The sequence below is a fragment of the Exiguobacterium sp. s5 genome (assembly GCF_018618075.1).
In the GTDB taxonomy this organism is placed as follows: domain Bacteria; phylum Bacillota; class Bacilli; order Exiguobacteriales; family Exiguobacteriaceae; genus Exiguobacterium; species Exiguobacterium mexicanum_A.
This window is the reverse complement of sequence record NZ_JACSLK010000001.1, coordinates 129978-152609: the sequence shown is the minus strand read 5'-3', so window position 1 is coordinate 152609 and position 22632 is coordinate 129978. Positions and strand designations below refer to the sequence as shown.

Genomic DNA, 22632 nt, shown 5'->3' with positions numbered 1-22632 from the left:
GGAGGAACCAACCATGGCAACTGTCTATTTCCAACAAACCGAAGAACGTTACGTCGATCAAACTGAAGTGAGTGCCTTTTTAGAGTCACGCGGGATTTTATATGAGCAGTGGGATATCACAAAGCTCCCGGAAAACCTGCAAGAGAACTATCAGTTGACGGACGAGGACAAACAAGCGATCTTGTCGACGTTCCGTGACGAGATTCGTGACGTGTCGGAGCGCCGTGGCTATGAGACGGCAGACGTCATCTCGTTGTCGGATGCGACGCCGAACTTGGACGAACTGCTCGTCAACTTCCAAAAGGAACATCATCACACAGATGACGAGGTCCGCTTCATCGTCAGTGGCCATGGCATCTTCGCCATCGATGACGCCGAGCGCGGCTACTTCAACATCGAGCTTAACCCGGGTGACCTCATCTCGGTGCCGGTGAACACACGCCACTACTTCACGCTCCAAGACGACCGCAAAGTCGTCGCCGTCCGCATCTTTGTGACGACCGAGGGATGGGTGCCGATTTACGAGAAACAAGACGTGACAGCATGAAAAATGGTCTCTCGCCCAAAGGCGAGAGACCATTTTTTAATGTTTGGCAGCGGCTGTCGGTTTTGAAGAGAACCAACCCCATGCCGCGATCCCGACCATGACCGACCAGAAGAACACGGTCCACGCCGTCGAGTGGACGAATCCGTCCGGAAGACCCATGAATTCGAACGGTGTGCCGGCAATCAATTTCTTGAAGCCAGGGTGTTCGAGGACGAGCACCGTCAACTTCACGCCGACCCAGCCGACGATGATGAAAGCAGCTGTTTCGAGTGATGGGCGTTGATGCAACAACTTGACGAAAATACGTGCGGCGAAACGCATCAAGATGACCCCGATGAGTCCACCTGTCAAGACGACGAAGAACTGACCAGAGTCGATGCCGCCGATCTCACCGAGCCCGAGTGGCGGCAAGCTGACCGCGAGCGCGACTGCTGCGAGAATCGAATCGACCGCGAAGGCGATATCGGCGAACTCGACTTTAGCAACCGTCCACCAGAACTCTTTCTTCGTGACCGGCTTCTCCGTGATGGCCGTCTCTTCTTTCGCCTCAGCGGCGAGGTCTTGTTTCGGATCCATCTTACGGGCCTTATAGGTCATATACAGATGCCGCGCACTCATCCCGATCAAATAAAGCGCACCGAGCGCCTGGACTTGCCAGACGTTGATCAAGAACGAGATCAAGAACAAAGCGATGAAGCGGAAAACGAACGCTCCGAGTAATCCGTAAAATAGTGCCTTCTTCTGCTCTGTCCGTGGCAAGTGCTTGACCATGACCGCCAAGACGAGCGCGTTGTCTGCAGAAAGCAGCCCTTCAAGACCGACGAGTACGACGATGATCCAGGCGTACTGCAGGATTAACTGCCAATCCATTAAAACATCCCCTTTTTCTGTTGTGTTCCTTCATATTTAACAGTGATCTATATTTTAAGTTCACAGGAACATTTTATTCCCCATTTAGATTGAAATCAATCTTCTTTTCTTCAATTGCTGAAGTTTTTTCATTTGTGAGCACGTTCAAAGCATGTTCAAAGAGCAAAATGGTACCCGGTCGATGTACATTTCGTGATAAAATCCTAACAAGAACGAGTGGCAGTCATTTGCCCTCTCAAAAAAGGAGAATCCGATTATGTCTACAAGCCATGTCGCTTTACCTACTAAAGCAGAACGACATAAATTATTCGGTTCGGTCCCGCCGATCAAAGGCACGAAGCCAACTGAAAAAGATAAAATGGTCGATCTACAAAACACACCAAAAAACTTCTTGTTCGCGCTCGACAGCGTCGGCATCTCAAACGTCAAACACCCGGTCAACATCGAGACGCCAGACGGCATCCAAGCGACGGTCGCCACATTCGAGTTGACGACATCGCTCGTCCAAGACCGTAAAGGCATCAACATGTCGCGTCTCACAGAACAGCTCGACGCGTACCATACGCAAGGCTGGACGTTATCGAACCGCTCGCTCATCGAGTTCGCGCAAGAACTCGCCGAGCGCATGGAACAGACGGAAGGTCAATTGACGGTCCGTTACCCATGGTTCTTTAGCCGCAAAGCCCCGGCGACAGGTCTCAGCGGTCTTATGAACGCGGACGTCATGCACAACGTGACGTATAACTTAGAGACAGGTATGGCGAGCGTGACGGTCGGTCTCGTCATCAACGTGACGACGCTCTGCCCATGCTCGAAAGAAATCAGTGAATACAGTGCCCACAACCAACGCGGCTACATCACGATCGAAGCCGGTCTCGATGAAGCATCGCTCGACGGTTTCGACTGGCGTCTCGCGCTTCTTGAGGCAGCTGAGTCGAACGCATCGGCCCCGCTTCACCCTGTCCTCAAACGTCCGGACGAGAAACGTGCGACAGAAATTGCGTACGAAAACCCGCGTTTCGTTGAAGACATGGTCCGCTTGATCGCGGCTGACTTGTACGAAATGAAACAAGTCGTCAATTTCTTCGTCGAATGCCGCAACGAAGAGTCGATTCACCAACACGATGCGATCGCTTCGATCACATTTGATAAGCGCGATAACTAAAAACGAGTGAAGCCTACGCGGGCTTCACTCGTTTTTCTATAGGCTTTGGACGAGTCGAATCGTCAACATCATGACGATGACGATGATCCAGACCGCCCAGACGAGCCGCCACTTGTCCCCATCGACTCGTTTGACGAACGTGTAGACGGTCAAGTAGAGCGCGATCAACAGCGGGATGACGACCAATGGATTGTCGAGCATCACGCTTCGACGTCACCGTCCCACGCAAGCATGCCGCCCTCGACGTTGATGACCTTGTAGCCTGCTGACTCCAAATAATCACATGCTGTCACACTGCGGCCGCCTGAGCGACAGATAACGTGATAGACGTTGTCTTTCGCGAGCTTGTCCGTCACATCAGGAAATTCAGACAGCGGATAGAGCGGTACGTTCGGGATATGACCCGCATCGTACTCATCTTGTTCGCGGACGTCGATGATATGGAGCGATTCGCCGTTCTCGAGTTTTTCACGTAATTCGGTTGCGTGGATGTTTTGCATGGTAGTTCCCCCTTAAAAGTGTTGTCCCTTACTAGTTTACCTCAGTTTCCGATGAAACAAACTCCAATTGATTGACGTGTTTTCATCACAATAGAACCCTTCGAGTTCGCACCGCTCGACCACCTGCTCGACCCAAGCTCGGCTGCCGCAAATCAACGTGAAATGGCTATCCCAAGGCGGTACGATGAGCCAATCATGTAGATGTCCGAAGAACGTCCGATGCCGCATCCCCCACGTATCGGAGGTTAGCGTCTCCCGAATGTTGATGAGATGCCGTTCCGTGCAGAACTCGTCCCCGCTCCACATCCACTCTTCTCCCATCTCAAGAAGTGCTCGTAACACCTGATTCTCTAAAAGATTCGACAGCTCCCCTTCGCCTGGTGGAAGTACGTTCTCGCTATCGCAAAATTCGATGATTCGATTCGCACCTTCTTGATCTTCGGCGTGCGGTTTCAGCGCCGCAATCATCGTCCGGAGCGCGTGATCGATGCGTTTGATGTCATCGAAACCAAGTCGGCGACGCATATCTGCCCATGTGATGGCCCGAAATTGCTGTTCGACCTCATTTTTATCCATCTCGACATAACGGTCAACCGCGGTCGGGTCGTCTTTCGGGACTAGAAACGGATGAAACACGACGAATACTGTTTCGAACACCCCTTCGTAATACGTTTTGATCGGATAATCATCTCCGCCACCGAACATGGCGTACCGATGCCCTTCCGGCAATGTGATGATACCTTCCACTTCATCCATTTCCTCGCCCCCTTTTCCAATAGTTTACAATGGGACCACAGAAAAAGCATCCTCCGCTCAGGAAGGATGCTTGCGACTTACGCTTCGTTGCGCTCGTCGATCGCTTGTGCCGCTGTGATGAGCGTCAATTTATAGACGTCCTCTTCGTTACAGCCACGTGATAAGTCGTTGACCGGCTTGTTGAGACCTTGAAGGATCGGTCCGATCGCTTCGAATCCGCCGAAACGTTGAACCATCTTGTAGCCGATGTTTCCGGCTTCGAGGCTTGGGAAGACGAAGACGTTCGCATTTCCGGCTACTTCAGAGCCTGGTGCTTTCTTCGCCGCCACGCTCGGGACGAATGCCGCATCGAATTGAAGTTCGCCGTCGATTGGAAGGTTCGGTGCCTTCTCTTTGGCGAGACGTGTCGCTTCGATGACTTTCTCCGTCTCTGGCGACTTCGCTGATCCTTTTGTCGAGAAGCTGAGGAGCGCGACTTGCGGCTCGATGCCGAACGTCTTCGCTGTCAACGCTGACAAGTAGGCGTTTTCGGCGAGGTCAGCCGCGTCCGGTGCGATGTTGATCGCGCAGTCCGAGAAGACGTACTGCTCGTCGTCACGTACCATGATGAAGACGCCTGACGTCTTTTTGATGCCTGTTTGCATCTTGATGATTTGTAGGGCCGGACGGACCGTGTCGGCTGTCGCGTGCATCGCGCCTGAGACGAGACCTTCTGCTTTTCCTGTGTGGACGAGCATCGTACCGAAGTAGTTCACGTCTGACGACAACAATTCACGTGCTTGTTCCGGTGTCGCTTTACCTTTACGGCGTTCGACGAACGACTCGACGAGTGTGTCGATGTCTTCGTACGTCGCTGGGTCGTATTGCGTCAAACCTGAGATGTCAAAGCCATGCTTCGCAGCGACCGCTTCAAGCTCAGCTTTTGGTCCGATGACGATTGGTTCGACCATGCCGTCATTCTTCAAACGAACAGCGGCGCCGAGGACGCGCTCGTCAACGCCTTCTGGGAAGACGATGGTCGGGCGAATCGGGCTGACTTTTTGTTTCAACGTGTCAAATAGTTTCATAGTGAATGAACTCCTTTTCGATTAGAAGAAATCGGATTTTTTCTCTCTCGGACGCTCTCGTCCATATGCGAGTTTTATTATACACAGTACGTTTTTTAAAATAAACTATTCTGCCCATTTCGTCATAAATCGCTTGAAATCAATCATTATATGGATAGAACAGTTTATCGTTTTCGACTGATACAGCCCGTTGTGAAGCCGTTTTCATAAAACTTGCTCCCTATCTCTTTACCCGGCCCGAAGTGTGACTACCCTCACAACGGCGTCAAATTTGCCAGGCGGTGATTCGTGTATGGTAAAATAGTCAGCGAAGCCTAGTCTCGAAAGGAGTTTTTTTAATGTCAGAACGTCCAGCACCAACACCGACAACCGATACGCAACACGCAGCCGCCACGTTAGACGGTTGGTATACGCTCCATGATTTCCGCTCCATCGATTGGACTCGTTTAAAAGCAGTCGACCCAACCGCCCGTCAAGAGATGATTGACGAGTTCGTCGCCTTCCTCGGCTCACTCGAAGATGTCGAGACACGCGGTGAAGGAAGCCACGCCTTCTATTCAATCCTTGGCCAAAAGGCGGACGTCGTCTTGATGGTCCTTCGCCCGACGTTCAAAGAGCTCGAGCAAGTCGAACTCGCCCTCCGCAAGACGAAATTGTACGATTATATGATTCCAAGCTATTCATACGTTTCCGTGATCGAACTCGGCATGTACCGTGGTTCAGGAGACGGTGACCCGTACGAGAACCCTCACATCCGGGCCCGCCTCTATCCGACACTCCCGAAAGCGGCCCACATCTGCTTCTACCCGATGAGCAAGGCTCGTCGCGATGGGGACAACTGGTATACGTTGTCGATGGATGAGCGCAAAGACCTCATGTATCGCCACAGCATGATCGGCCGCAGCTATGCCGGTAAGATTCAACAGTTCATCGGCGGCTCGACTGGTTTCGACGGTTGGGAATGGGGCGTCACGTTGTTCGCTGAAGACTCGCTCCAATTCAAGAAGATCGTCTATGAGATGCGCTTTGACGAAGTCAGTGCCAAATATGGCGAGTTCGGTGACTTTTACGTCGGGAATATCCTTCCTAAAGAAGAACTGGGCACATTCCTCGGCTGAACGAGGTTTACGCCATCACGCCCTCGGGAATCATTGTTGTAGAAGCAACATTACAATGATCAATGAGGTGAACAACGATGCGCGTGTTCAAGGAATCAGATCGAGACACGGCGAAACGTTTAGATTCGTTCATTGAACGAATGGCACCGACGGCAGAACTAGTCCAACTTCGATTTGAACAGCAATTACAACATACACAGCGAAAGGGTCAGGCAAAAGCCTGACCCTTTCTTCTGTCTTTATTTAGTCGTGACCGTCAAGGCGTCCCCTAGGAACGTCGCGAGTTCGAGCATACCGTACTGCCCTGCTTTCGCTTCGGCGTCCGAGTTGTAGTTCGTGTTCGTGTTGACGTCATACGCGTACACGTTTCCATCCTCGTCTTCGATGATTTCAATTCCAGCAACGGCAATGTGATTGTTCTTCAGAAACGCCTCTAGCTGCTTGATAATCGGGTCGTCGAAACCGGCAACAATCTCGAACTTCGCCGGCGGCGTCTCGCCGACCGGGCAAAACTGGTCTTCAATCGAGCAGGCGTCGGCCGGGCAGAGTTCGAAACCGTCTGACGTATCGACTCGCACCGCGTAAACGAACTTGCCACCGATGAACTCACAGCGCGTGATGTATGGTTTCGGCGCCTCGATATATTGTTGGATGAGCGTAATCCCGTCAATCGATTCCTCGAACGTCGGTCCGTTCACGTATGCCTTCAACGCATCAACGGAATGAAACAACTGAACCCCGAGCCCTTTACCGGCCCGGTTGTGCTTCGTGATGAATGGCGTCATCCCGAGCTTCTCGGCCGCCTCGATGATTTGGGCTTTCCCGACGGCCGCAATCGTCTTCGGCACCCGAATTCCCTCTTGGCGGAGCGCCGTATACTGATTGACCTTGCTCACTTCGAGCCGAATCGCGCGTGTGCCGTTGAAGACGGTCCGTCCGTACGCCTCGAGCCAAGCGAGCACACCTTCCGTCAACTCCGGCGCGTACCGATGCCCCCGTGTGTGCGACGACGCACTCATCCGGTTATAGAAGACGCCTTCGGGCGGCTCGGCCGCGATGTCGATGATGCCTTGATCGAGATGCCACAGTTCATATGGAAGTGATAATTCCTCGAGTCGTCGGACGAGATGGTCCGTCCATTCGTTGTTTTCGTGGAGTACGTGAATTTTGGCCATGTGAATCCCCCTTTTGATTGTCCTTACTTTACCACATCCATATCCGATTATTCCAATCTGCATAATCGACAGTGCGTTGATTCTTAATTCATAACCATTTCATGGTATAATGAACTTAATAATACAATGCGACTATTAACGTGAAGAAGGAAGTGATGTGTTTGACCGCACCGATTTTGAGTACCGATTTTTTGATTCTTTTATTTGGTCTGCTCCTTGTCGCCGGCGTGTTAGCCACACGCGTATCGACTCGTTTCGGCTTGCCTGCCTTGATCCTGTTTATGGGCATTGGCATGCTGATGGGTAGCGATATCACCGGCCTGATTTTCTTCGACGACACCAATCTCGCTCAAATGATCGGTGTTGCCGCACTCGTCGTCATTTTGTTCGAGGGTGGACTGCAGACGAAATGGTCGTCGATTCGAAGTGTGCTTGCTCCGTCCGCTTCGCTCGCCACGATCGGCGTCTTGTTGACGACCGGACTTATCGCCGTGGCCGTTCGTTTCGTATTTGGTTTCGACTGGATTGAATCTTTCCTGTTCGGCGCGATCATCGGTTCAACCGATGCGGCTGCCGTCTTCGCCGCCTTTAAAGGAAAGAATATCTCGCCGAAAGTCGGCGCGACACTCGAAGCCGAGTCCGGCACGAATGACCCAATGGCAATGTTCTTGACGATTCTCGCCCTCGATTTCATGTTAAAACCCGACACGACGATTTGGGACGGTCTCTGGATGTTCGTCCTACAGATTATCGTCGGGGCGTTCGTCGGTTACATGCTCGGGAACTTATCCCGTCTCATGCTCAATCACTTACGACTCGAGTCGAGTGGTCTCCATGCGGTCCTCATGATTTCGATGGCGTTCATGACATACGGAGTCGCTGCTTATTTTGCGGGCAGCGGTCTGCTCGCGGTCTACCTTGCCGCGATGATCGTCGGAAATGCGCATACGGCCCACGAAGTAACGATCGTTCAATTTTCCGAGGCGCTCGCCTGGATCATGCAAATCATTATGTTCGTCATCCTCGGACTGCTCGTCTTCCCGAGACAGTTGCTCGACCCTGATCTCATCTGGAAAGGCTTGTTGATTTCGTTCATCCTCATGTTCATCGCCCGGCCGATCGCCGTTTATTTATCGACGATCACCATGGAATTCACGAACAAGGAGAAGTTGTTCATCTCTTGGGCCGGACTAAAGGGCGCCGTCCCGATCGTCCTTGCCACGTTCCCACTCATCGCCGGAATCGACAACAGTCAGATTATCTTCAACGCCGTCTTCTTCGTCGTCGTGACGAGCGCCTTGATTCAAGGAACGACACTGACACCGCTCGCGGCGAAACTCAATTTGCTCGGGCCGGATAAAATTCGCTCGCCGTATACGATCGCTCTCGTATCGAGCAAACAGTCGCAGCATCAGCTCGTCCCTTACGTGGCGACCGAGGAATCGTCGATGATTGGCAAGACGCTCGCCGATATCACCTTGCCACCGAACACGGTCGTGAATGCGATCGTCCGTCAAGACTATCTCATCCCACCGACGGGCCAGACGAAAATCGAACCCGGTGACTTGTTGTACGTGCTCGCCTCGACGTATCGCCATGACCAACTCGACCGAAAATTCGGGGAGGACGGGTTAGAACGCGTCGAATTGTGACTCTCGTTTCTTCAATAAACTGTCACGTCGATTACGTTTATCCTTAGCTAAAAACGGACAGAGTAAAAGTGACAACACTTCTACTCTGTCCGTTTTTTGAAGGGGGAATTTGTATGTTCGATTTGACGCCATTCCGGAAGAATGAACTCGATCGATTGCGCAAAGACTTGTTCGGAGATGTCTTTGACCGGATGAATCATCTGTTCGACCCGAAAGACGGGGCGACGTCGTTCCTCGACTCGTTTAAACTCGACGTCCGGGACCAGGATGGTCAATACGTCATCGAGGCCGAGATGCCAGGTATCAAAAAAGATAATATTCACATCCGCTACGACAAAGATTATCTCATCCTCTCGGTCGACCAACGTGAAGAGAAGGAAGAAGACAAGGACTACGTCTATCGGGAACGCCGCGTCACGTCGATGCAACGTTCACTCTATCTGCCGAACGTGAAAGAAGACGCCATCAAAGCGAAACTGTCAGACGGCGTGCTCCACTTGACCGTACCGAAAGCCGATGACGGCTCGAGCACCCGCACCATCGAAATCGAGGAATGAATAAGGATCGTGCCGAGGCACGATCCTTATTTTTTTACGCTGACCGTCCGCGCCGATGCAATCAACGCGGCCACGTCTTGTTCACGTCCCGCATGGAGCGCCTCGACGATAAAACTGCCGACGACGACCCCGTCACAGGCTGCCCCGAGCGTCCGAACCTGATCGGCGCGATGGACACCGAATCCGGCGAGCACCGGTACCGGTGACCGCTCCGTCAACGAACGCAAGTGGTCGAGTAACTCCTCCGGGAACACGTCCGTTTTCCCGGTCGTCCCTTTGAGCGTCACCGCATAGACGAATCCTTCCGCCTGGCTTAAAATCGTGTCGATGCGAGCCTGACTGCTCGTCAACGTGACGAGCGGTACGACCGCGACCTCGTGACGATCGATGCCGGCGAACAAATCGAGGCTCTCTTCAAACGGCAAATCGGGAATGATGACGCCGCTGACCCCAGACGCTGCCGCTCGCTCGAAGAAGCGCTCGACCCCGAACCGGAACACCGGATTCAAGTACGTCATCAGGACGATCGGGACCGAAAAACGACCCGTTCCTTCTATTAAACGGTCCAACACGTCCGTCAACGTCACCCCTTGTTCGAGGGCGCGCATTCCAGCCGCCTCAATGATGGGGCCGTCCGCTACCGGATCGGAAAACGGGATACCGAGCTCGATCGCCGTCGCACCCATCGCCTCCAACCGTTCGATCGTCGGGATCAAGCTGTCGAGACCGTCGTCCCCGGCCATAATGTACGGGACGAACGCCGTCCCTTCACTCCGCTGTCGAATCGCTTCATCTAATCGCATCATTGTGTCACCCTTTCTCGAATCGTATGAACATCTTTATCCCCGCGACCAGATAGACAGATGACGAGCACGTCATCCGCGTCCATCGTTTGGGCGAGCGTTTCCGCATAGGCGAGCGCATGCGATGACTCGAGTGCCGGGATAATCCCTTCTTGGCGACTGAGCGTCATGCAGGCCGCGAGTGCGTCTGCGTCCGTTACCGCCGCGTAGCGAACCCGCTCAATGTCTTTTAAGAAGCTGTGCTCTGGTCCGACGCCCGGATAATCGAGCCCGGCCGAGATCGAGTGCGCTTCCTGGATTTGTCCGGCCGCGTCTTGCAAGACGTACATGAGCGACCCGTGGAGCACCCCGACCTCACCTTTCGTGAGCGTCGCCGCATGCTTGTCTGTATCGACGCCACTCCCTGCTGCCTCGACACCGTACAAGGCGACCGTTTCGTCATTCAAGAACGGATAGAACATGCCCATCGCGTTGCTCCCGCCACCGACACAAGCGACGACCGCGTCAGGGAGACGACCTGTCTTCTCAAGCACTTGGCGACGCGTCTCCGTCCCGATGACGCTTTGGAAATCGCGGACCATCGTCGGGAACGGGTGCGGTCCGAGCACCGACCCCATCACGTAATGCGTGTCATCGACGTGTTTGACCCAGTAACGGAGCGCCTCGTTGACGGCATCTTTCAGCGTTCGGCTCCCCGACTTGACGGGAACGACGGTCGCACCGAGTAGCTCCATCCGAAACACGTTCAATTCTTGACGTTCGACGTCGACCTCACCCATGAAAATCGTACATTCGAGATTGAGGAGCGCACATACCGTCGCCGTGGCGACACCGTGCTGCCCGGCCCCTGTTTCGGCGACGACTTTTCGTTTGCCCATTCGTTTGGCGAGGAGTGCCTGACCGATTGTGTTGTTGATTTTGTGGGCACCGGTATGGTTCAAATCTTCTCGTTTTAAATAGACGTTCGTCCCAAGACGGCGACTCATGTTCTCCGCATAATAGAGCGGCGTTTCCCGTCCTACATACTCACTGAGGAGATCGTTGAAGCGTTCCTGGAACTCAGGGTCTTGTTTCGCTTCCTCGTACGCCACTTCGAGCTCTTCGACTGCTTGCATGAGCGTCTCCGGTATATATTTCCCTCCATAGGGGCCGAACTTTCCGTTCACTGGTTGTGTATACATCGTGTTTCCTCCTTGGCGCGTCCGATGAACGCGCGAATTTTATCATGATCTTTCTGTCCATTCGTTTCCACACCGCTCGAGACGTCGACGCCGTCCGGTCGCATGGCGCGAATCGCCGCGCCGACATTGTCGACTGTCAATCCACCGGCGAGCCAAAACGTTCGCTCCGGACGTTCCAGCGTCTCCCAATCGAGCGCCTGCCCACTGCCCGGTGTCGGCGCGTCGAGTAAAATGACGTCAGCCTCCGACTGGTGATCCGCTTCGATGAGCGGAAGCTCGAACTGACGGAACGCTTCAAGCGGACGCGTCCGACGGTGCAATTGAATATCGGTCAAACCACAAGCGACGGCAGCTTCGACTTCTTCAACTGTCGGGTCGAGAAATACGCCGACGACCCGAACTTCATCTGGAATCAACCGTCGCAACCGCTGCGCCGTCGCGATATCGATTTGGCGCGGGCTATCCGCAAACACGAACCCGATGGCGTCCGCTCCCGCCTCTACCGCCGTGACGACACTGGCCTCGGTCGTCAGTCCACATATTTTAACGAACATGACGTCAACTCCTCGATCAAGGCTGTCGGGTCGTCCTGTCGCATAAGCGCCTCTCCGACAAGAATCGCCCGGGCCCCGGCTGTCTGTAACCGACGGGCCGCCTCTCCTGTGCTGACACCACTCTCGCTGACGAACGCGACATCGGGATACTTCGTCATCAAGTCGACCGATGTATCGAGCGATACCTCGAACGTCTTCAAGTTCCGATTATTGATGCCGATCAACACATCTCCGAGTTCGAGTGCCGTCTGAAGCTCGGCCTCATCGTGCACTTCGACGAGGACGTCGAGACCGATTGATCGGGCATACTGTTTTAACGTATGGAGCCGGCTCGGATGAAGCGCCGCGACGATTAACAATGCCGCACTCGCCCCGGCCGCTTTGGCCCGGTCGAGTTGCCGTTCGTCGATGATGAAATCTTTACAGAGGACCGGGATTTCAACGGCAGCCGCGACGTCGCGCAAGTCGTCGAACGAACCTTGAAAATACGTCGCGTCCGTCAAGACGGAAATCATTGTCGCTCCCGCCCGTTCATACGTCCGGGCCCGGCTCGCGACGTCCATTTCGCCGCGAATCAACCCTTTCGACGGGGAAGCCCGTTTAATCTCCGCGATGACATGAAACCCTTCCCCCATCAATCGCTGTAGCGAGATCGGTGTCGTCTTCGCCACCTCGATGTCTTCCATTTGATTGACCTCTTCGATTTTCGTTCCGATGATTTTCGTCAAGTAGCTCATGCGCCAACCTCCGTTCGTTGTAATTGTTTGAGTACGCGGATGGCGTGCCCTTCATCGATGCTTGCCATTGCCACGGCGACGCCTTCGCGAAGCGTCTGGACCGTCCCGTACGTACAGAGGGCGAGTGCGGCGTTCAATAAGACGACGTCTCGCGCCGGTCCCTGCTCTCCATTCAAGACGGCAAGGAGCGTCTCGGCATTCTCAGTCGGTGTCCCGCCTTGCAAGGCCGACAGCGGCGCTCGCATCAATCCGACGTCGCGCGGGTCGACGGTGTAGCGGGCCACTTTGTCGCCGTTGAAGAACAAGACTTCGTTTCTTCCGGCGAGACTCGCTTCATCCAGTCCGCCTGCCCCATGGACGACCATGCCGCGCTCGACGCCGAGGTGGCGCATCGCCGTCGCCATCTTCTCGATGAGCGATGGATGGTACACGCCGATCAATTGCCGCTTCGGCTTGAGCGGGTTCGTCAACGGGCCGATTTGATTGAAGATGGTCGCCGTGGCGAGTCGTTTCCGGACCGGCATGACGTGTTTCATGACCGGATGGATGTGCTGGGCGAACAAGAAACTCAAGTTCGTCCGCTCGAGGTCGGCGAGCATCGCCTCATGACTTTGGACGATTGGGATATTCAATGACTCGAGGACGTCGGCACTGCCTGACCGGCTCGACACGCTGCGATTCCCATGTTTGGCGACCGGGATATCGAGCCCCGCCAAGACGAACGCGACCGTCGAGCTGATATTGAACGTGTTCGCCCCGTCGCCGCCCGTGCCACAGACGTCGAGCACAGGAAGCGCCGTCTCGGGGAACGTTGCCGCCTCACGGATGTAATCAGCGAGTCCGGCCATCTCCTCGGCCGTCTCACCGCGCGCTTTCATGGCGAGTAACACCTCGGCGATTTGCGCTTCGTCGGCTTGGAACAACTCGGCCGCCGCCCGTTTCATTTCATTCGTCGTCAATGGGTTCGTCAATAGTCGTGTTAACATGTCCGTTCCTCCTCAAGCATTTTGGGTATAAAAAAACTCCATACGACGTCTGTCGTATGGAGGACGGTATGGACCGCGGTGCCACCTCTCGTTGGATCGATCGATCCCACTTTCCGATGCTATCACATCGTATCCCGATAACGGAGGAAACCGTCATGACCTACTTGATTCAGCCATGCTCTCATGAGCCCATTCACGTAAATGTCTCGGCCAGGATCCCACCACCCCCGGCTCTCTTGACGAGACTTGTTCACGCTACTCTTCTCAATCACTGATTTATTATGCGTTGAAACGAAAAAGGGTTACCCGCCCGACTCATAGCTTGCGCTATGAGAAGGACGAGTAACCCCGTGGTGCCACCTTCGTTGGTTCCGTAGAACCCACTTCACGGACAATCATCCGCTTTCCCATGGTAACGGTGGGTGACCCGCTAAAGCCTACTAAAAGTTTCGGTTTAGAGCTCGGAAGTCCATTCGCGACGTCCCGCATACTGATTCACACCAACCATCAGCTCTCTGTCATACGGGGACCGTCGTTACTTCTCTTCGTCGACGCCTTTATTCGTTTCAGTTAAGTTAACTCGTACTATACAGGGCAGGAAACTCCCTGTCAAACAAAAGCGTGCAAAAAAACTTTGCTTCTATAGGTGCGGCCGAATCGATACCGCTTTTTACGATTTCGCGAGTTGACACCCGATTTTTTTGTCTGCTATAGTCGTCCCCAACAACACTTCACTCAACTAAAGGAGAATCAACTTTGGAAACTAGCAAATTAAAACGTGAACTGTCTACACGGCAGTTGACGATGATTTCGCTCGGTAGCGCCATCGGGACGGGCCTCTTCCTCGGAAGCGGGCTCGCCATCCAAACGGCAGGACCGAGCGTGCTCGTCAGTTACGCCATCGGGGCGTTCATCGTCCTCTTACTGATGGGCTGTCTCGCCGAGATGACGGTCGCCCATCCGACCTCAGGCTCATTCGGCACGATCGCCGAGCGATATGTCCATCCACTCGCCGGCTTTTTGGTCCGCTACTCGTACTGGGTCGCCAACGTCCTCGCCATCGGCGTCGAAGTGAGCGCGATCGCCATCTATATGCGCTACTGGTTCCCCGATGTGAACGGATTCGTCTGGGTCGCCGTATTCGGCGGTTTGCTCATCTATGTGAACGCCCGGCACGTCCATACGTTCGGGACGACCGAATACTGGTTATCGTTCATCAAAGTGACCGCCATCATCCTCTTCATCGTGCTCGGGGCAGCCACGCTGTTCGGTCAACCCGGTTCACCAATCGAATCGATCACGACCGGTGATGAAGGTTTCTTCGCCTTCGGGTTTTACGGGATGTGGGTGACGATTTTCATCTCCCTCTTCAGTTTCCTCGGGACCGAGCTCGTCGCCGTCACGGCCGGCGAAGCGAAAGACCCGGACCGTGCCGTCCCGAAAGCGTTGCGCGCGACCGTGTTCCGCTTGACGTTCTTTTATCTCATCACGATTGGCATCATGCTCATGCTCATTCCTTGGCAGCAGGCCGGGATCGATCAAAGCCCATTCGTTCTCGTCATGCAGCAGTTCGATGTGCCTGGCGCAGCCGGCATTTTAAACTTTGTCATCTTGATCGCTGCCTTGTCGGCGATGAACGCTCAGCTCTATGCTTCAACGCGAATGATGTATTCACTCGCCGAAGCCGGTGATGCTCCGCGTATCTTTAAAAAGGTCAGTGGCAGCGGGATTCCAATGCCCGCCTTGCTCGTCTCGACAGGCGGAATCATTCTCGCGGCGCTGCTTCAAGTGTTCATGGAAACATCGTATCCGTTCCTCATGGGGATCTCGATGTTCGGAGCGATTTTCACATGGTTCATGGTGTTCGTCTCGCATTTGTTCTTCCGCAAAAAATGGACCGGGCGCAAATTGCCGGTCCGCATGATCGGATATCCGTTCCTACCGTTACTCGGTGCCGGGCTGTTGCTCAGCCTCATGATCACGACATGGTTCACCGATTTCAACATTTTGCTCAAGTTCGGGATTCCGTGGTTGGTCGGATTGACCATCATCTATCTTGTCCGTGAACGGTTCCGTAAAGCGAACAATCAATCAGACGATATCGAACAAGCCAACTGAAACAAGCGCCTCTCCATTGCGGAGAGGCGCTTGTTTTTGGTTTCATCGAGCACAAAACGAGGACCTGTCACGATTGACGGGTCCTCGTATATTCATCAGAAGAACTGACGTGGGTTAACTGTGCTTCCCGCGTCCGTTCCCGAGTACGAGTAGTTGCCTTGATGGATCTCGAAGTGAAGGTGCGGGCCTGAAGAGTTACCCGTGTTACCAAGTCCACCGATGTTTGATCCTTGCGTCACACGTTGACCGGCACTGACTGAGACCGAGTTCAAGTGAGCATAGACCGTTGTCCATACTTGTCCGTTGATGACGTGGGCGATCATGACGTGATTCCCATATGCTCCACCCCAGCCGGCACGGATGACCGTTCCGGTTGCCGAGGCACGGATTGGCGTCCCGACAGGTCCTGCAATGTCGACACCGTTATGGAACGAGTAGCCGAATTGACCGCTTGCCGGTCCCCATCCTTGTGAGAAACGACCCGTTGTCGGTTGAATGAACATCGCGCCAGATGGTGCTGGTGCTGATGTCGTCGGTGCAGTCGGTGCTGGTTTCGGTTTTGGCGCTGGTGCTGGTTTCGGTGCTGCCGGTTTTGGCGCTGGTGTATTATTTTGTGTCGTCTGGTTTGAAGATGCAGATGACTGGGTATTATTGTTACTGTTCTGCTGTTTTTGAGCTGCTGCTCGTTCTGCCTCGGCTTTAGCCGCTGCCGCTCTTGCTTCTTCTGCTTGACGCGCTGCTGCTGCCGCTTGAGCCGCTTCCGCTTGACGAGCTTCTTCAGCCTTACGTGCCGCTTCTTGACGAGCCGCTTCTTCAGCGCGACGACGTGCTTCTTCTTCCTCACGACGCTGTGCTTCAATTTCAGCCGCAATCGCTTCTTCTTGGGCGATTAACGTCGCTTCGATTTCTTGAAGGTCGAAGATTTGCGATTCAAACTTAATATTCTTCTTCTCGAGCTCTTTGATGCGGGCTTCGCGCTCTTTCATCTTCTTCTCGAGTTGAGCTTGGCGCACTTCAAGCGCTTTTTGTTGTTTCAAGAGCGAAGCACGCTCTTCTTTGAGCGAGGCTTGCGCTTCTTTTAACGATTGGCGCGTCGCTTCGTAATCTTCAAACAACTCTTGGTCGCTCCGTTGAATCGTTCCGGCCGTGATCATGCGTGTGATCAAGTCCGAGAAGTTTTTCGAACCGAAGATAAACTCCGCCCAGTTGATTGAGCCGCCGCCGTTCGTTTGCATCGTGGCCATGCGCTCTTTCATCATCTCTTCTTGGGCTTTCATCTTCTTCTCGTAACCTTTAATATCTTTCTCGAGGTCTTCAATCTTCAATTCAGTCCGCTTGATTTCTTGGCGTTTTGCCGCGACATCGTTGATGATGTCTTGAAGCTGGGCGTCCATCTTGTTGACTTCCGTTTGGACTTTCGAGATTTCATTTTTGTTTTGCTTGATTTTCGAAGACGTGTTCGATTGGTTCTGTTTGACGTTATTTCGTTGCTCTTGCACTTTTTTCTGCTGTTCTTGTTTCTCCTTGATTGACGTCGAGGCATCAGCCACCGAGTGCGTCCCAAGAAGAAGCGCGCTAAGCGTAAGTGTCGAGACGGTGCGTTTCCAATTGATCAATGGGGACATCCTTTCTAGTTTAAGGGGTTGGCGTTCACGTTCTATTTAAGGTCAGTCGTTTTGCTATGTAACAAAAACGATTAATTTTTTAGTTTCAACACGACTAATTATATCGAAGTGTCGAATGTTTTCCTGTTAAAGTTATATTTCACTTTTATTACGACTGATGATGCGAAGACCTCATGTAGCTCCCAACCTCTTTATATTTCAACATTTTTTCACTTTTCTTTTCTCGAAACACTTTTGTAACAATAGTTGAAAATAGGAAATCATTGACCTTATATTTAAATAACGTTATCCAGTCGTTTTTCTAAGTCTAACCATTCCCAAAAAACGTAAAAAAGGGCCCGGTTGGTGTCTCGCTCAAGGCGAAGAAGCCAACCGGGCCAATTGTTCGTTGTCGTGTGAAGACGAGGGGTCTCACACTTAGAATGTTACACGACGACTGTTAATCACACGTTAACGTTTGATTACAGTTTGAGCGCACCGATGATGACGAACACCCAGGCTGCGATAAACAAGACGCCGCCAATTGGCGTGACCGCCCCGAGCTTCGTAATTCCAGTCAATGCCATGACGTATAGACTGCCTGAGAAAAAGAGAATTCCCGCAAACATGAGCCAGCCTGCTGTGTTGAACTGGCTAATGCTCACTTTCATCAAGATGCTCGCTAACGCGATGATGCCGATGGCGTGAATCATATGGTAGAGCACGCCGGTCTGCCAGTTGGCGAGCATGTTCGGTGCCAGACGTTCTTTCAAAGCATGGGCCCCGAACGCACCGAGAGCGACGCCGAGCGCCATTAAGGCAGCGCCGATGATGAGCAATAGTTTCATACTAATTTCCCCCTTATCGCACTTTCCGTGCAGGTAAATTCCACTTCCGATAGTAGGATATCACTCGAAGCGCCGCGACGACAACGAGTAACGTATAGACGGGGAGTCCCCCTTCAAGACGAAAATAATACGTGACGACCGCGATGATGATCGCCCACATCGCGTACACTTCAGACTGGAGGACGAGCGGTTTCCGGCCGGCCAATAAATCACGGACGACCCCCCCACCGACACCTGTCAGGACGGCAGCCGCAATCGCTGCCGACAATGGTAAATCCAGCTTGATGGCAACTTGTGCGCCTTGAAACGCGAAAGCCACGAGCCCGATGGCATCGACGATGACACCCCAGCGTTCCCAATGGGGCAAGACGACACTCGGCAACAGGAAGATGAGCAACGCGACAAGAAAACAAAGGATGAAGAGATCGTTTTGTTGCCAAATCAAGCTGACGGGGTTCCCGAGCAAGACGTTTCGGATGGCACCGCCACCGAAAGCCGTCGTAAAGGCGAGCAACCACACCCCAAAAATATCATATTTCTCGTCCATCGCGATGATGGCACCGCTCGCCGCGAATGCGATTGTTCCGACGACGTTGAGTAATTCCCACTCCATAAACATCCCTTGCCCTTTCTTGAAAGCATTCTGTGGTAAAGTTAAGATACAAAAAATCAGATCAGTCGAGCGACTGCTTGTAAAGGATGTCGGTACTTTTATGAAACGAATCGCCTTGTTCCGCATATGGATTATCGTCACGATGTTCGCCCGATTCATCATTAAAATTTATGCATTCTCCCGCAAACAGCAGCAAGGTCTCGCGTCGACCGAAGAGTACGAGGCGCTCATGTTGAACCTTGCCCGCGAGTATAAACGGAACGCGCTCCGGCTCGAGGGGCTGTTGATCAAGCTCGGGCAGTTTCTATCGATTCGGGCCGACTTGTTGCCTCCGTCCGTATTGAACGAGTTATCCGAGCTTGTCGACCGCGTCCCGACATCGGGCTGGGACAAGTCTCGCGCCATCTTGGAAGCAGAATGGGGCGTCCCGTACACCCAAGTCGTGAAGGACGTCGGCATCGACGCCGTCGCCTCTGCCTCGATTGGGGAAGTGTACGGCGCCACACTCCTGGAAACCGGGAAGCGTGTCGCGCTGAAAATCCAACGTCCGGATATCGAAAAAATCATTCGGACCGACTTCAAAGCGATGCGAATCGTCACGACGATGCTCAAGCGGACATCGCTGGCAAAATCGACCGACTTAGATAGCTTATATCGCCAAATGATTTTTGTCATCGGGGACGAGTTAAATTTCCAAACCGAATTGAAGAACGCCCATTATTTCAAAGCGAAATACGCCGATAACCCCGACGTGTACATCCCGGACTATTATGACCACCTTTGTACGAATCGGGTGTTGACGATGGATTGGGTCGAAGCCCGCCGCATCACCGACCTCGCTTTCTTAAAAGAAAATAATATCGACCGCTCCGCACTTGCCGAACGGTTGTTCACGATGGCAGCCGAGCAACTGTTGTTCGGTGGGCAATTCCACGCCGACCCCCACCCCGGTAACGTCCAGATCCGGGCCGACGGGACGATCATCCTGCTCGACTTCGGAATGGTCGGGTCATCGACTGCCCAAGACATGGCGACGATCCGTAAAATCTTGCAGGCGTTCATCTCGCTCGATTATGACGGTGTCGTCGACGGTCTTGAAGACTTGCGTTTTCTGTTGCCGACGGCGAACAAGCACAACATTCGTCAAGCGCTTGAAAAAGCGGTCACGTTCTATTTAGAGACCGATATCGATACGGTCGATACGAAGCTGATCGAAAAAGTGTTGCAAGATATCCAACTGCTCGTCAAAAACGAGCCGATCCAACTGCCGGCCGAGTTCGCCTTCTTCGGTCGGGCCGCTTCGACGCTGCTCGGGATTCTGCAAATCCTCGACCCGAAAATCGATTTGTTCACGCTCGGTAAACCGATCGTGATCCAATGGCTCGAGTCCGATGGGACGACGATTCAGAACCGTTACGTCATGACGGCGCTCAACTACGGGAAGAAGTTACTGAACGTCCCGCCGCTGCTCGATAACTATTTGAAAGAACCGACCCGGAAGCGCCTGTCCGAGCAGGCGATGTTCCAACGCGACCTCGAGTCCAAAGAACTGCTCCACCGCCAGACGTTCAACTCAGGGGTCATCATCCTCGGCCTCGTCGTCGGCCTGTTCGGCTATATCCGGCCTGACGAGTGGCTGTTTTGGTCAGGTGGGGTCGTCGCCGTCGTCGCCTACTTCAACTCAAGACGCCTCGGTCGTAAGATTCGTCATTTGGCACGCCAAGATTTCCGTGTTTGACCCCGTCACTCTCTCGAGTGGCGGTTTTTTTCTGGAGCCACGTCCCGATATAGGCGGCGACTTGCTGCAAATCCCGCTCGGTCGTCCATCCCATCGTGGAGACTTGGAGGCAGTTCGCACGCCGTAAATAGGCGCTCTCATATTGCACTTGATAGCCCTGGAACATCAACTGGCGCCCCAGTTCAAGCGAGGAAAGATGTTCCGGTAACGTGAGCGAAAAAATACCCGGTGCTTGGTCGTCTCCGATTTTAACCGGTGCGCCTCGGCGCAAAAGTTCATCCACGAACACATCGAGTTTTGATTGATGCGTCCCAATCTCCGCGTCTGTCAGTTCGTCCAACGCGATGTCCATCGCTTGAATGAGCGGGACCGATTGCGTGAAGGCAATCGGGTCATAGCCCGCCAAGTCCAAATAGCGTGAAATCGACGGGTTCGGGACGGCTCGATGTCTCATCGCGACAAACGCCAATCCCGGTGCATTGCGAAGCGCCTTTCCCGACACGAACGTCACCATGTCCGCAAAGGCATAGGCCGTCTCAAGCGTACCGACTGCGCTGATCGCATCAATCGCAATCACCGTTTCACACTTGCGTGCATAGTGACGCAACGCCTCCAAGTCGACCATTCTCCCCGTCGACGTCTCGCAGTGGACCGTCCAAATCCAATCCGGCCGTTGCCGCTCGAGTTGCTGGACGTCAATGCGCTGCCCCCCAGAGAGCGACAAGACCTCAAATTCAAGCCCGGCCCGGTTGGCATGGTCGATGAGTCGTCGACCGAACTCACCTGTATCGAGAATCATCCCTTGTCCAGTCAACTGGGCGGCAACTGCATCGTTCGCGATCGTCCCGCTCCCGAGTAACGTGTAAATATGAGGTAACTTGATGAGGGCGCTTAACTTCAGCTGGACCGAATGGAGCAAACGGCTGGCCTCGACTGACCGGTGTGATAACGGCTGCATGGCCAAGGCCGAGCGAACGCGGGATGACAGTTCGACAGGACCGGCGAGGAGTTGCTTCGGACGCAACGTTCGTGCGGTCTCGGATTGCATAAACCCAGAGCGGGTCAGCTTCATCGGCACGTATAACGCTTCCACCGTCCCGACCGGTTCTGCGAACGGGGTAAATCCGAAGCGTCGATACAACTTCTGTTCACGTACGGTGCCACTGATGACAATCCCTTCGACGCCCCGCTCTGTCGCTTCCAAGAGCATCCCACGCATGAGTCCGGCAAACGTCCGCGTGTTCCGATAGGCGGGCGTCACCGCCAATAGCCGGACTTCAATCCATTCCCCCGGTGGTAACGTCACCCCTTTTTGTTCGAGCGAGAACGGTCGCTCGTCACGGATGGCACACATGGCGACAAGCTGCCCGTCTGCCAATCCAATCCAGTATGTATTCGTATCATGGAAGCGATCGACGAGTCGTCGCTCCTCGTTCGGATGGTGTTGCGGGATTTCTTCGACAAACGTCTCATAGTTCAATCGATGAATCGCTTCCGCATCCCTCGGCGTCGCTCTTCGAAATTCAAGCACGTTGTTTCCCCCTTATATGATGGTACATGATCAAAATCATCGTCAAACTGGCCACACCGACATCTGTTGCGTCCCCCCAGGCCGCGAGCGGCAAGAGCATGAGCATGACGAGCCCCGTCTCGCGCGAGTTACGCGTCAGTTTGATGAGAATGAGCAACATGGCAAGTCCTGCTAAAAACCATAACGGGCTGTACGCTAATATAATTCCAGAAAATACGGCGTACCCCTTCCCACCGGTGCGAATATGCCACATCGGATAAATGTGCCCGAGCGTCAAGGCGAGCCCGGTCTCAAAAAAATATGGACCGCTGATCGACAACACGAGTACCGTCTTCAAGACGTCGAATCCGTAAACGAACAAGAACGCTCGCTTCCCGCCAATCCGTAACGCATTGCGGGCACCGGTGTTTCCCGACCCACTCGTTGCCAAGTCTTGACCGCTCCACCTGCCGTATAAGCGCCCGCCGAGTATACTGCCGACGACATAGCCCAAGATGATGACCCACATAGCG

23 protein-coding genes and 2 other annotated features are annotated in these 22632 nt (G+C 53.6%); of the genes, 7 read left to right on the top strand and 16 right to left on the bottom strand.

Annotated elements, in window-relative coordinates; genetic code table 11:
- Positions 1 to 13: 13 nt before the first annotated feature.
- Positions 14 to 547 carry a 1,2-dihydroxy-3-keto-5-methylthiopentene dioxygenase gene (locus tag KNP60_RS00895; RefSeq protein ID WP_021066014.1) on the top strand — a complete coding sequence of 178 codons (534 nt, stop codon included), beginning with the start codon at positions 14 to 16 and terminating at the stop codon, positions 545 to 547.
- 36 nt (positions 548 to 583) lie between these two features.
- Here the strand turns inward: KNP60_RS00895 and KNP60_RS00890 are convergent, their stop codons facing one another.
- Positions 584 to 1417, bottom strand: coding sequence for a TerC family protein (locus KNP60_RS00890; RefSeq protein ID WP_034779447.1), 834 nt, complete (start codon positions 1415 to 1417; stop codon positions 584 to 586).
- Between the two features lie 256 nt (positions 1418 to 1673).
- Here KNP60_RS00890 and folE2 point away from each other — a divergent pair, with 256 nt between their 5' ends.
- Positions 1674 to 2582: a GTP cyclohydrolase FolE2 gene (folE2, locus tag KNP60_RS00885; RefSeq protein ID WP_021066012.1), complete on the top strand. Its 909-nt coding sequence runs from the start codon at positions 1674 to 1676 to the stop codon at positions 2580 to 2582.
- Between the two features lie 36 nt (positions 2583 to 2618).
- Here folE2 and KNP60_RS00880 read toward each other — a convergent pair whose 3' ends face one another.
- The 4 genes from KNP60_RS00880 to pta all read right to left on the bottom strand — a co-directional run bounded on the left by KNP60_RS00880 (position 2619) and on the right by pta (position 4905).
- The gene (locus KNP60_RS00880; RefSeq protein ID WP_214796584.1) at positions 2619 to 2783 is read right to left on the bottom strand and encodes a hypothetical protein; all 165 of its coding nucleotides are present in this window, start codon (positions 2781 to 2783) and stop codon (positions 2619 to 2621) included.
- Entirely contained in the window at positions 2783 to 3082 is a 300-nt protein-coding gene (locus KNP60_RS00875) for a rhodanese-like domain-containing protein (protein WP_034779449.1), read from the bottom strand. Before KNP60_RS00875 ends, KNP60_RS00880 begins: the two co-directional genes overlap by 1 nt.
- Before the next feature lie 36 nt (positions 3083 to 3118).
- Positions 3119 to 3838, bottom strand: a complete 720-nt coding sequence (locus tag KNP60_RS00870) for a DUF2711 family protein (RefSeq protein WP_034779452.1) — start codon at positions 3836 to 3838, stop codon at positions 3119 to 3121.
- 77 nt (positions 3839 to 3915) lie between these two features.
- Positions 3916 to 4905, bottom strand: a complete 990-nt coding sequence (gene pta, locus KNP60_RS00865; RefSeq protein ID WP_034779454.1) for a phosphate acetyltransferase — start codon at positions 4903 to 4905, stop codon at positions 3916 to 3918.
- 338 nt (positions 4906 to 5243) lie between these two features.
- On the opposite strand from pta, the gene hemQ reads away from it, so the two are divergent.
- Positions 5244 to 6023, top strand: a complete 780-nt coding sequence (hemQ, locus tag KNP60_RS00860) for a hydrogen peroxide-dependent heme synthase (protein WP_034779456.1) — start codon at positions 5244 to 5246, stop codon at positions 6021 to 6023.
- A 239-nt stretch (positions 6024 to 6262) separates the two neighbouring features.
- Here hemQ and KNP60_RS00855 read toward each other — a convergent pair whose 3' ends face one another.
- On the bottom strand, positions 6263 to 7198 hold the full coding sequence (locus KNP60_RS00855; protein WP_034779459.1) for an ATP-grasp domain-containing protein: 936 nt from the start codon (positions 7196 to 7198) through the stop codon (positions 6263 to 6265).
- Between the two features lie 155 nt (positions 7199 to 7353).
- Between KNP60_RS00855 and KNP60_RS00850 the strand changes: the two genes are divergently transcribed.
- On the top strand, positions 7354 to 8850 hold the full coding sequence (locus tag KNP60_RS00850) for a potassium/proton antiporter (protein ID WP_034779461.1): 1497 nt from the start codon (positions 7354 to 7356) through the stop codon (positions 8848 to 8850).
- Between the two features lie 113 nt (positions 8851 to 8963).
- Positions 8964 to 9407: an Hsp20/alpha crystallin family protein gene (locus KNP60_RS00845; RefSeq protein WP_214796582.1), complete on the top strand. Its 444-nt coding sequence runs from the start codon at positions 8964 to 8966 to the stop codon at positions 9405 to 9407.
- 26 nt (positions 9408 to 9433) lie between these two features.
- On the opposite strand, the gene trpA is transcribed toward KNP60_RS00845, so the two are convergent.
- Genes trpA through trpD form a run of 5 tightly spaced genes read right to left on the bottom strand, consistent with a single transcriptional unit; the run spans position 9434 to position 13668 of the window.
- On the bottom strand, positions 9434 to 10210 hold the full coding sequence (gene trpA / locus KNP60_RS00840) for a tryptophan synthase subunit alpha (protein ID WP_214753825.1): 777 nt from the start codon (positions 10208 to 10210) through the stop codon (positions 9434 to 9436).
- Positions 10210 to 11391, bottom strand: coding sequence for a tryptophan synthase subunit beta (gene trpB / locus KNP60_RS00835; RefSeq protein WP_214753571.1), 1182 nt, complete (start codon positions 11389 to 11391; stop codon positions 10210 to 10212). The genes trpA and trpB overlap by 1 nt, the downstream gene beginning before the upstream one ends.
- On the bottom strand, positions 11373 to 11945 hold the full coding sequence (locus KNP60_RS00830; RefSeq protein WP_214753569.1) for a phosphoribosylanthranilate isomerase: 573 nt from the start codon (positions 11943 to 11945) through the stop codon (positions 11373 to 11375). The genes trpB and KNP60_RS00830 overlap by 19 nt, the downstream gene beginning before the upstream one ends.
- Entirely contained in the window at positions 11921 to 12682 is a 762-nt protein-coding gene (gene trpC / locus KNP60_RS00825) for an indole-3-glycerol phosphate synthase TrpC (RefSeq protein WP_214753567.1), read from the bottom strand. The genes KNP60_RS00830 and trpC overlap by 25 nt, the downstream gene beginning before the upstream one ends.
- Positions 12679 to 13668, bottom strand: coding sequence for an anthranilate phosphoribosyltransferase (gene trpD / locus KNP60_RS00820; RefSeq protein ID WP_034779475.1), 990 nt, complete (start codon positions 13666 to 13668; stop codon positions 12679 to 12681). Before trpD ends, trpC begins: the two co-directional genes overlap by 4 nt.
- 56 nt (positions 13669 to 13724) lie before the next feature.
- Positions 13725 to 13949: a binding site (T-box leader), on the bottom strand.
- A 50-nt stretch (positions 13950 to 13999) separates the two neighbouring features.
- Positions 14000 to 14229, bottom strand: a binding site (T-box leader).
- 195 nt (positions 14230 to 14424) lie between these two features.
- Here trpD and KNP60_RS00815 point away from each other — a divergent pair.
- Positions 14425 to 15786, top strand: a complete 1362-nt coding sequence (locus tag KNP60_RS00815) for an amino acid permease (protein ID WP_214796580.1) — start codon at positions 14425 to 14427, stop codon at positions 15784 to 15786.
- Positions 15787 to 15881: 95 nt separating this feature from the next.
- On the opposite strand, the gene KNP60_RS00810 is transcribed toward KNP60_RS00815, so the two are convergent.
- The 3 genes from KNP60_RS00810 to KNP60_RS00800 form a co-directional block, all read right to left on the bottom strand.
- Positions 15882 to 17411, bottom strand: coding sequence for a murein hydrolase activator EnvC family protein (locus KNP60_RS00810; RefSeq protein ID WP_214796578.1), 1530 nt, complete (start codon positions 17409 to 17411; stop codon positions 15882 to 15884).
- Positions 17412 to 17872: 461 nt separating this feature from the next.
- The gene (locus tag KNP60_RS00805) at positions 17873 to 18238 is read right to left on the bottom strand and encodes a DUF423 domain-containing protein (RefSeq protein ID WP_034779481.1); all 366 of its coding nucleotides are present in this window, start codon (positions 18236 to 18238) and stop codon (positions 17873 to 17875) included.
- Between the two features lie 13 nt (positions 18239 to 18251).
- On the bottom strand, positions 18252 to 18857 hold the full coding sequence (locus KNP60_RS00800) for a trimeric intracellular cation channel family protein (protein ID WP_034779483.1): 606 nt from the start codon (positions 18855 to 18857) through the stop codon (positions 18252 to 18254).
- Positions 18858 to 18951: 94 nt separating this feature from the next.
- On the opposite strand from KNP60_RS00800, the gene KNP60_RS00795 reads away from it, so the two are divergent.
- A complete protein-coding gene (locus KNP60_RS00795; protein WP_034779485.1) occupies positions 18952 to 20589 on the top strand; it encodes an ABC1 kinase family protein in 1638 nt (545 codons plus the stop codon).
- Here KNP60_RS00795 and KNP60_RS00790 read toward each other — a convergent pair.
- Complete coding sequence (locus KNP60_RS00790; RefSeq protein ID WP_214796575.1) at positions 20528 to 22120, bottom strand: GNAT family N-acetyltransferase; 1593 nt, start codon at positions 22118 to 22120, stop codon at positions 20528 to 20530. The two genes, KNP60_RS00795 and KNP60_RS00790, sit on opposite strands and share 62 nt — an antisense overlap.
- A complete protein-coding gene (locus KNP60_RS00785; protein WP_214796573.1) occupies positions 22113 to 22628 on the bottom strand; it encodes a glycerol-3-phosphate acyltransferase in 516 nt (171 codons plus the stop codon). Before KNP60_RS00785 ends, KNP60_RS00790 begins: the two co-directional genes overlap by 8 nt.
- Positions 22629 to 22632: the final 4 nt, after the last annotated feature.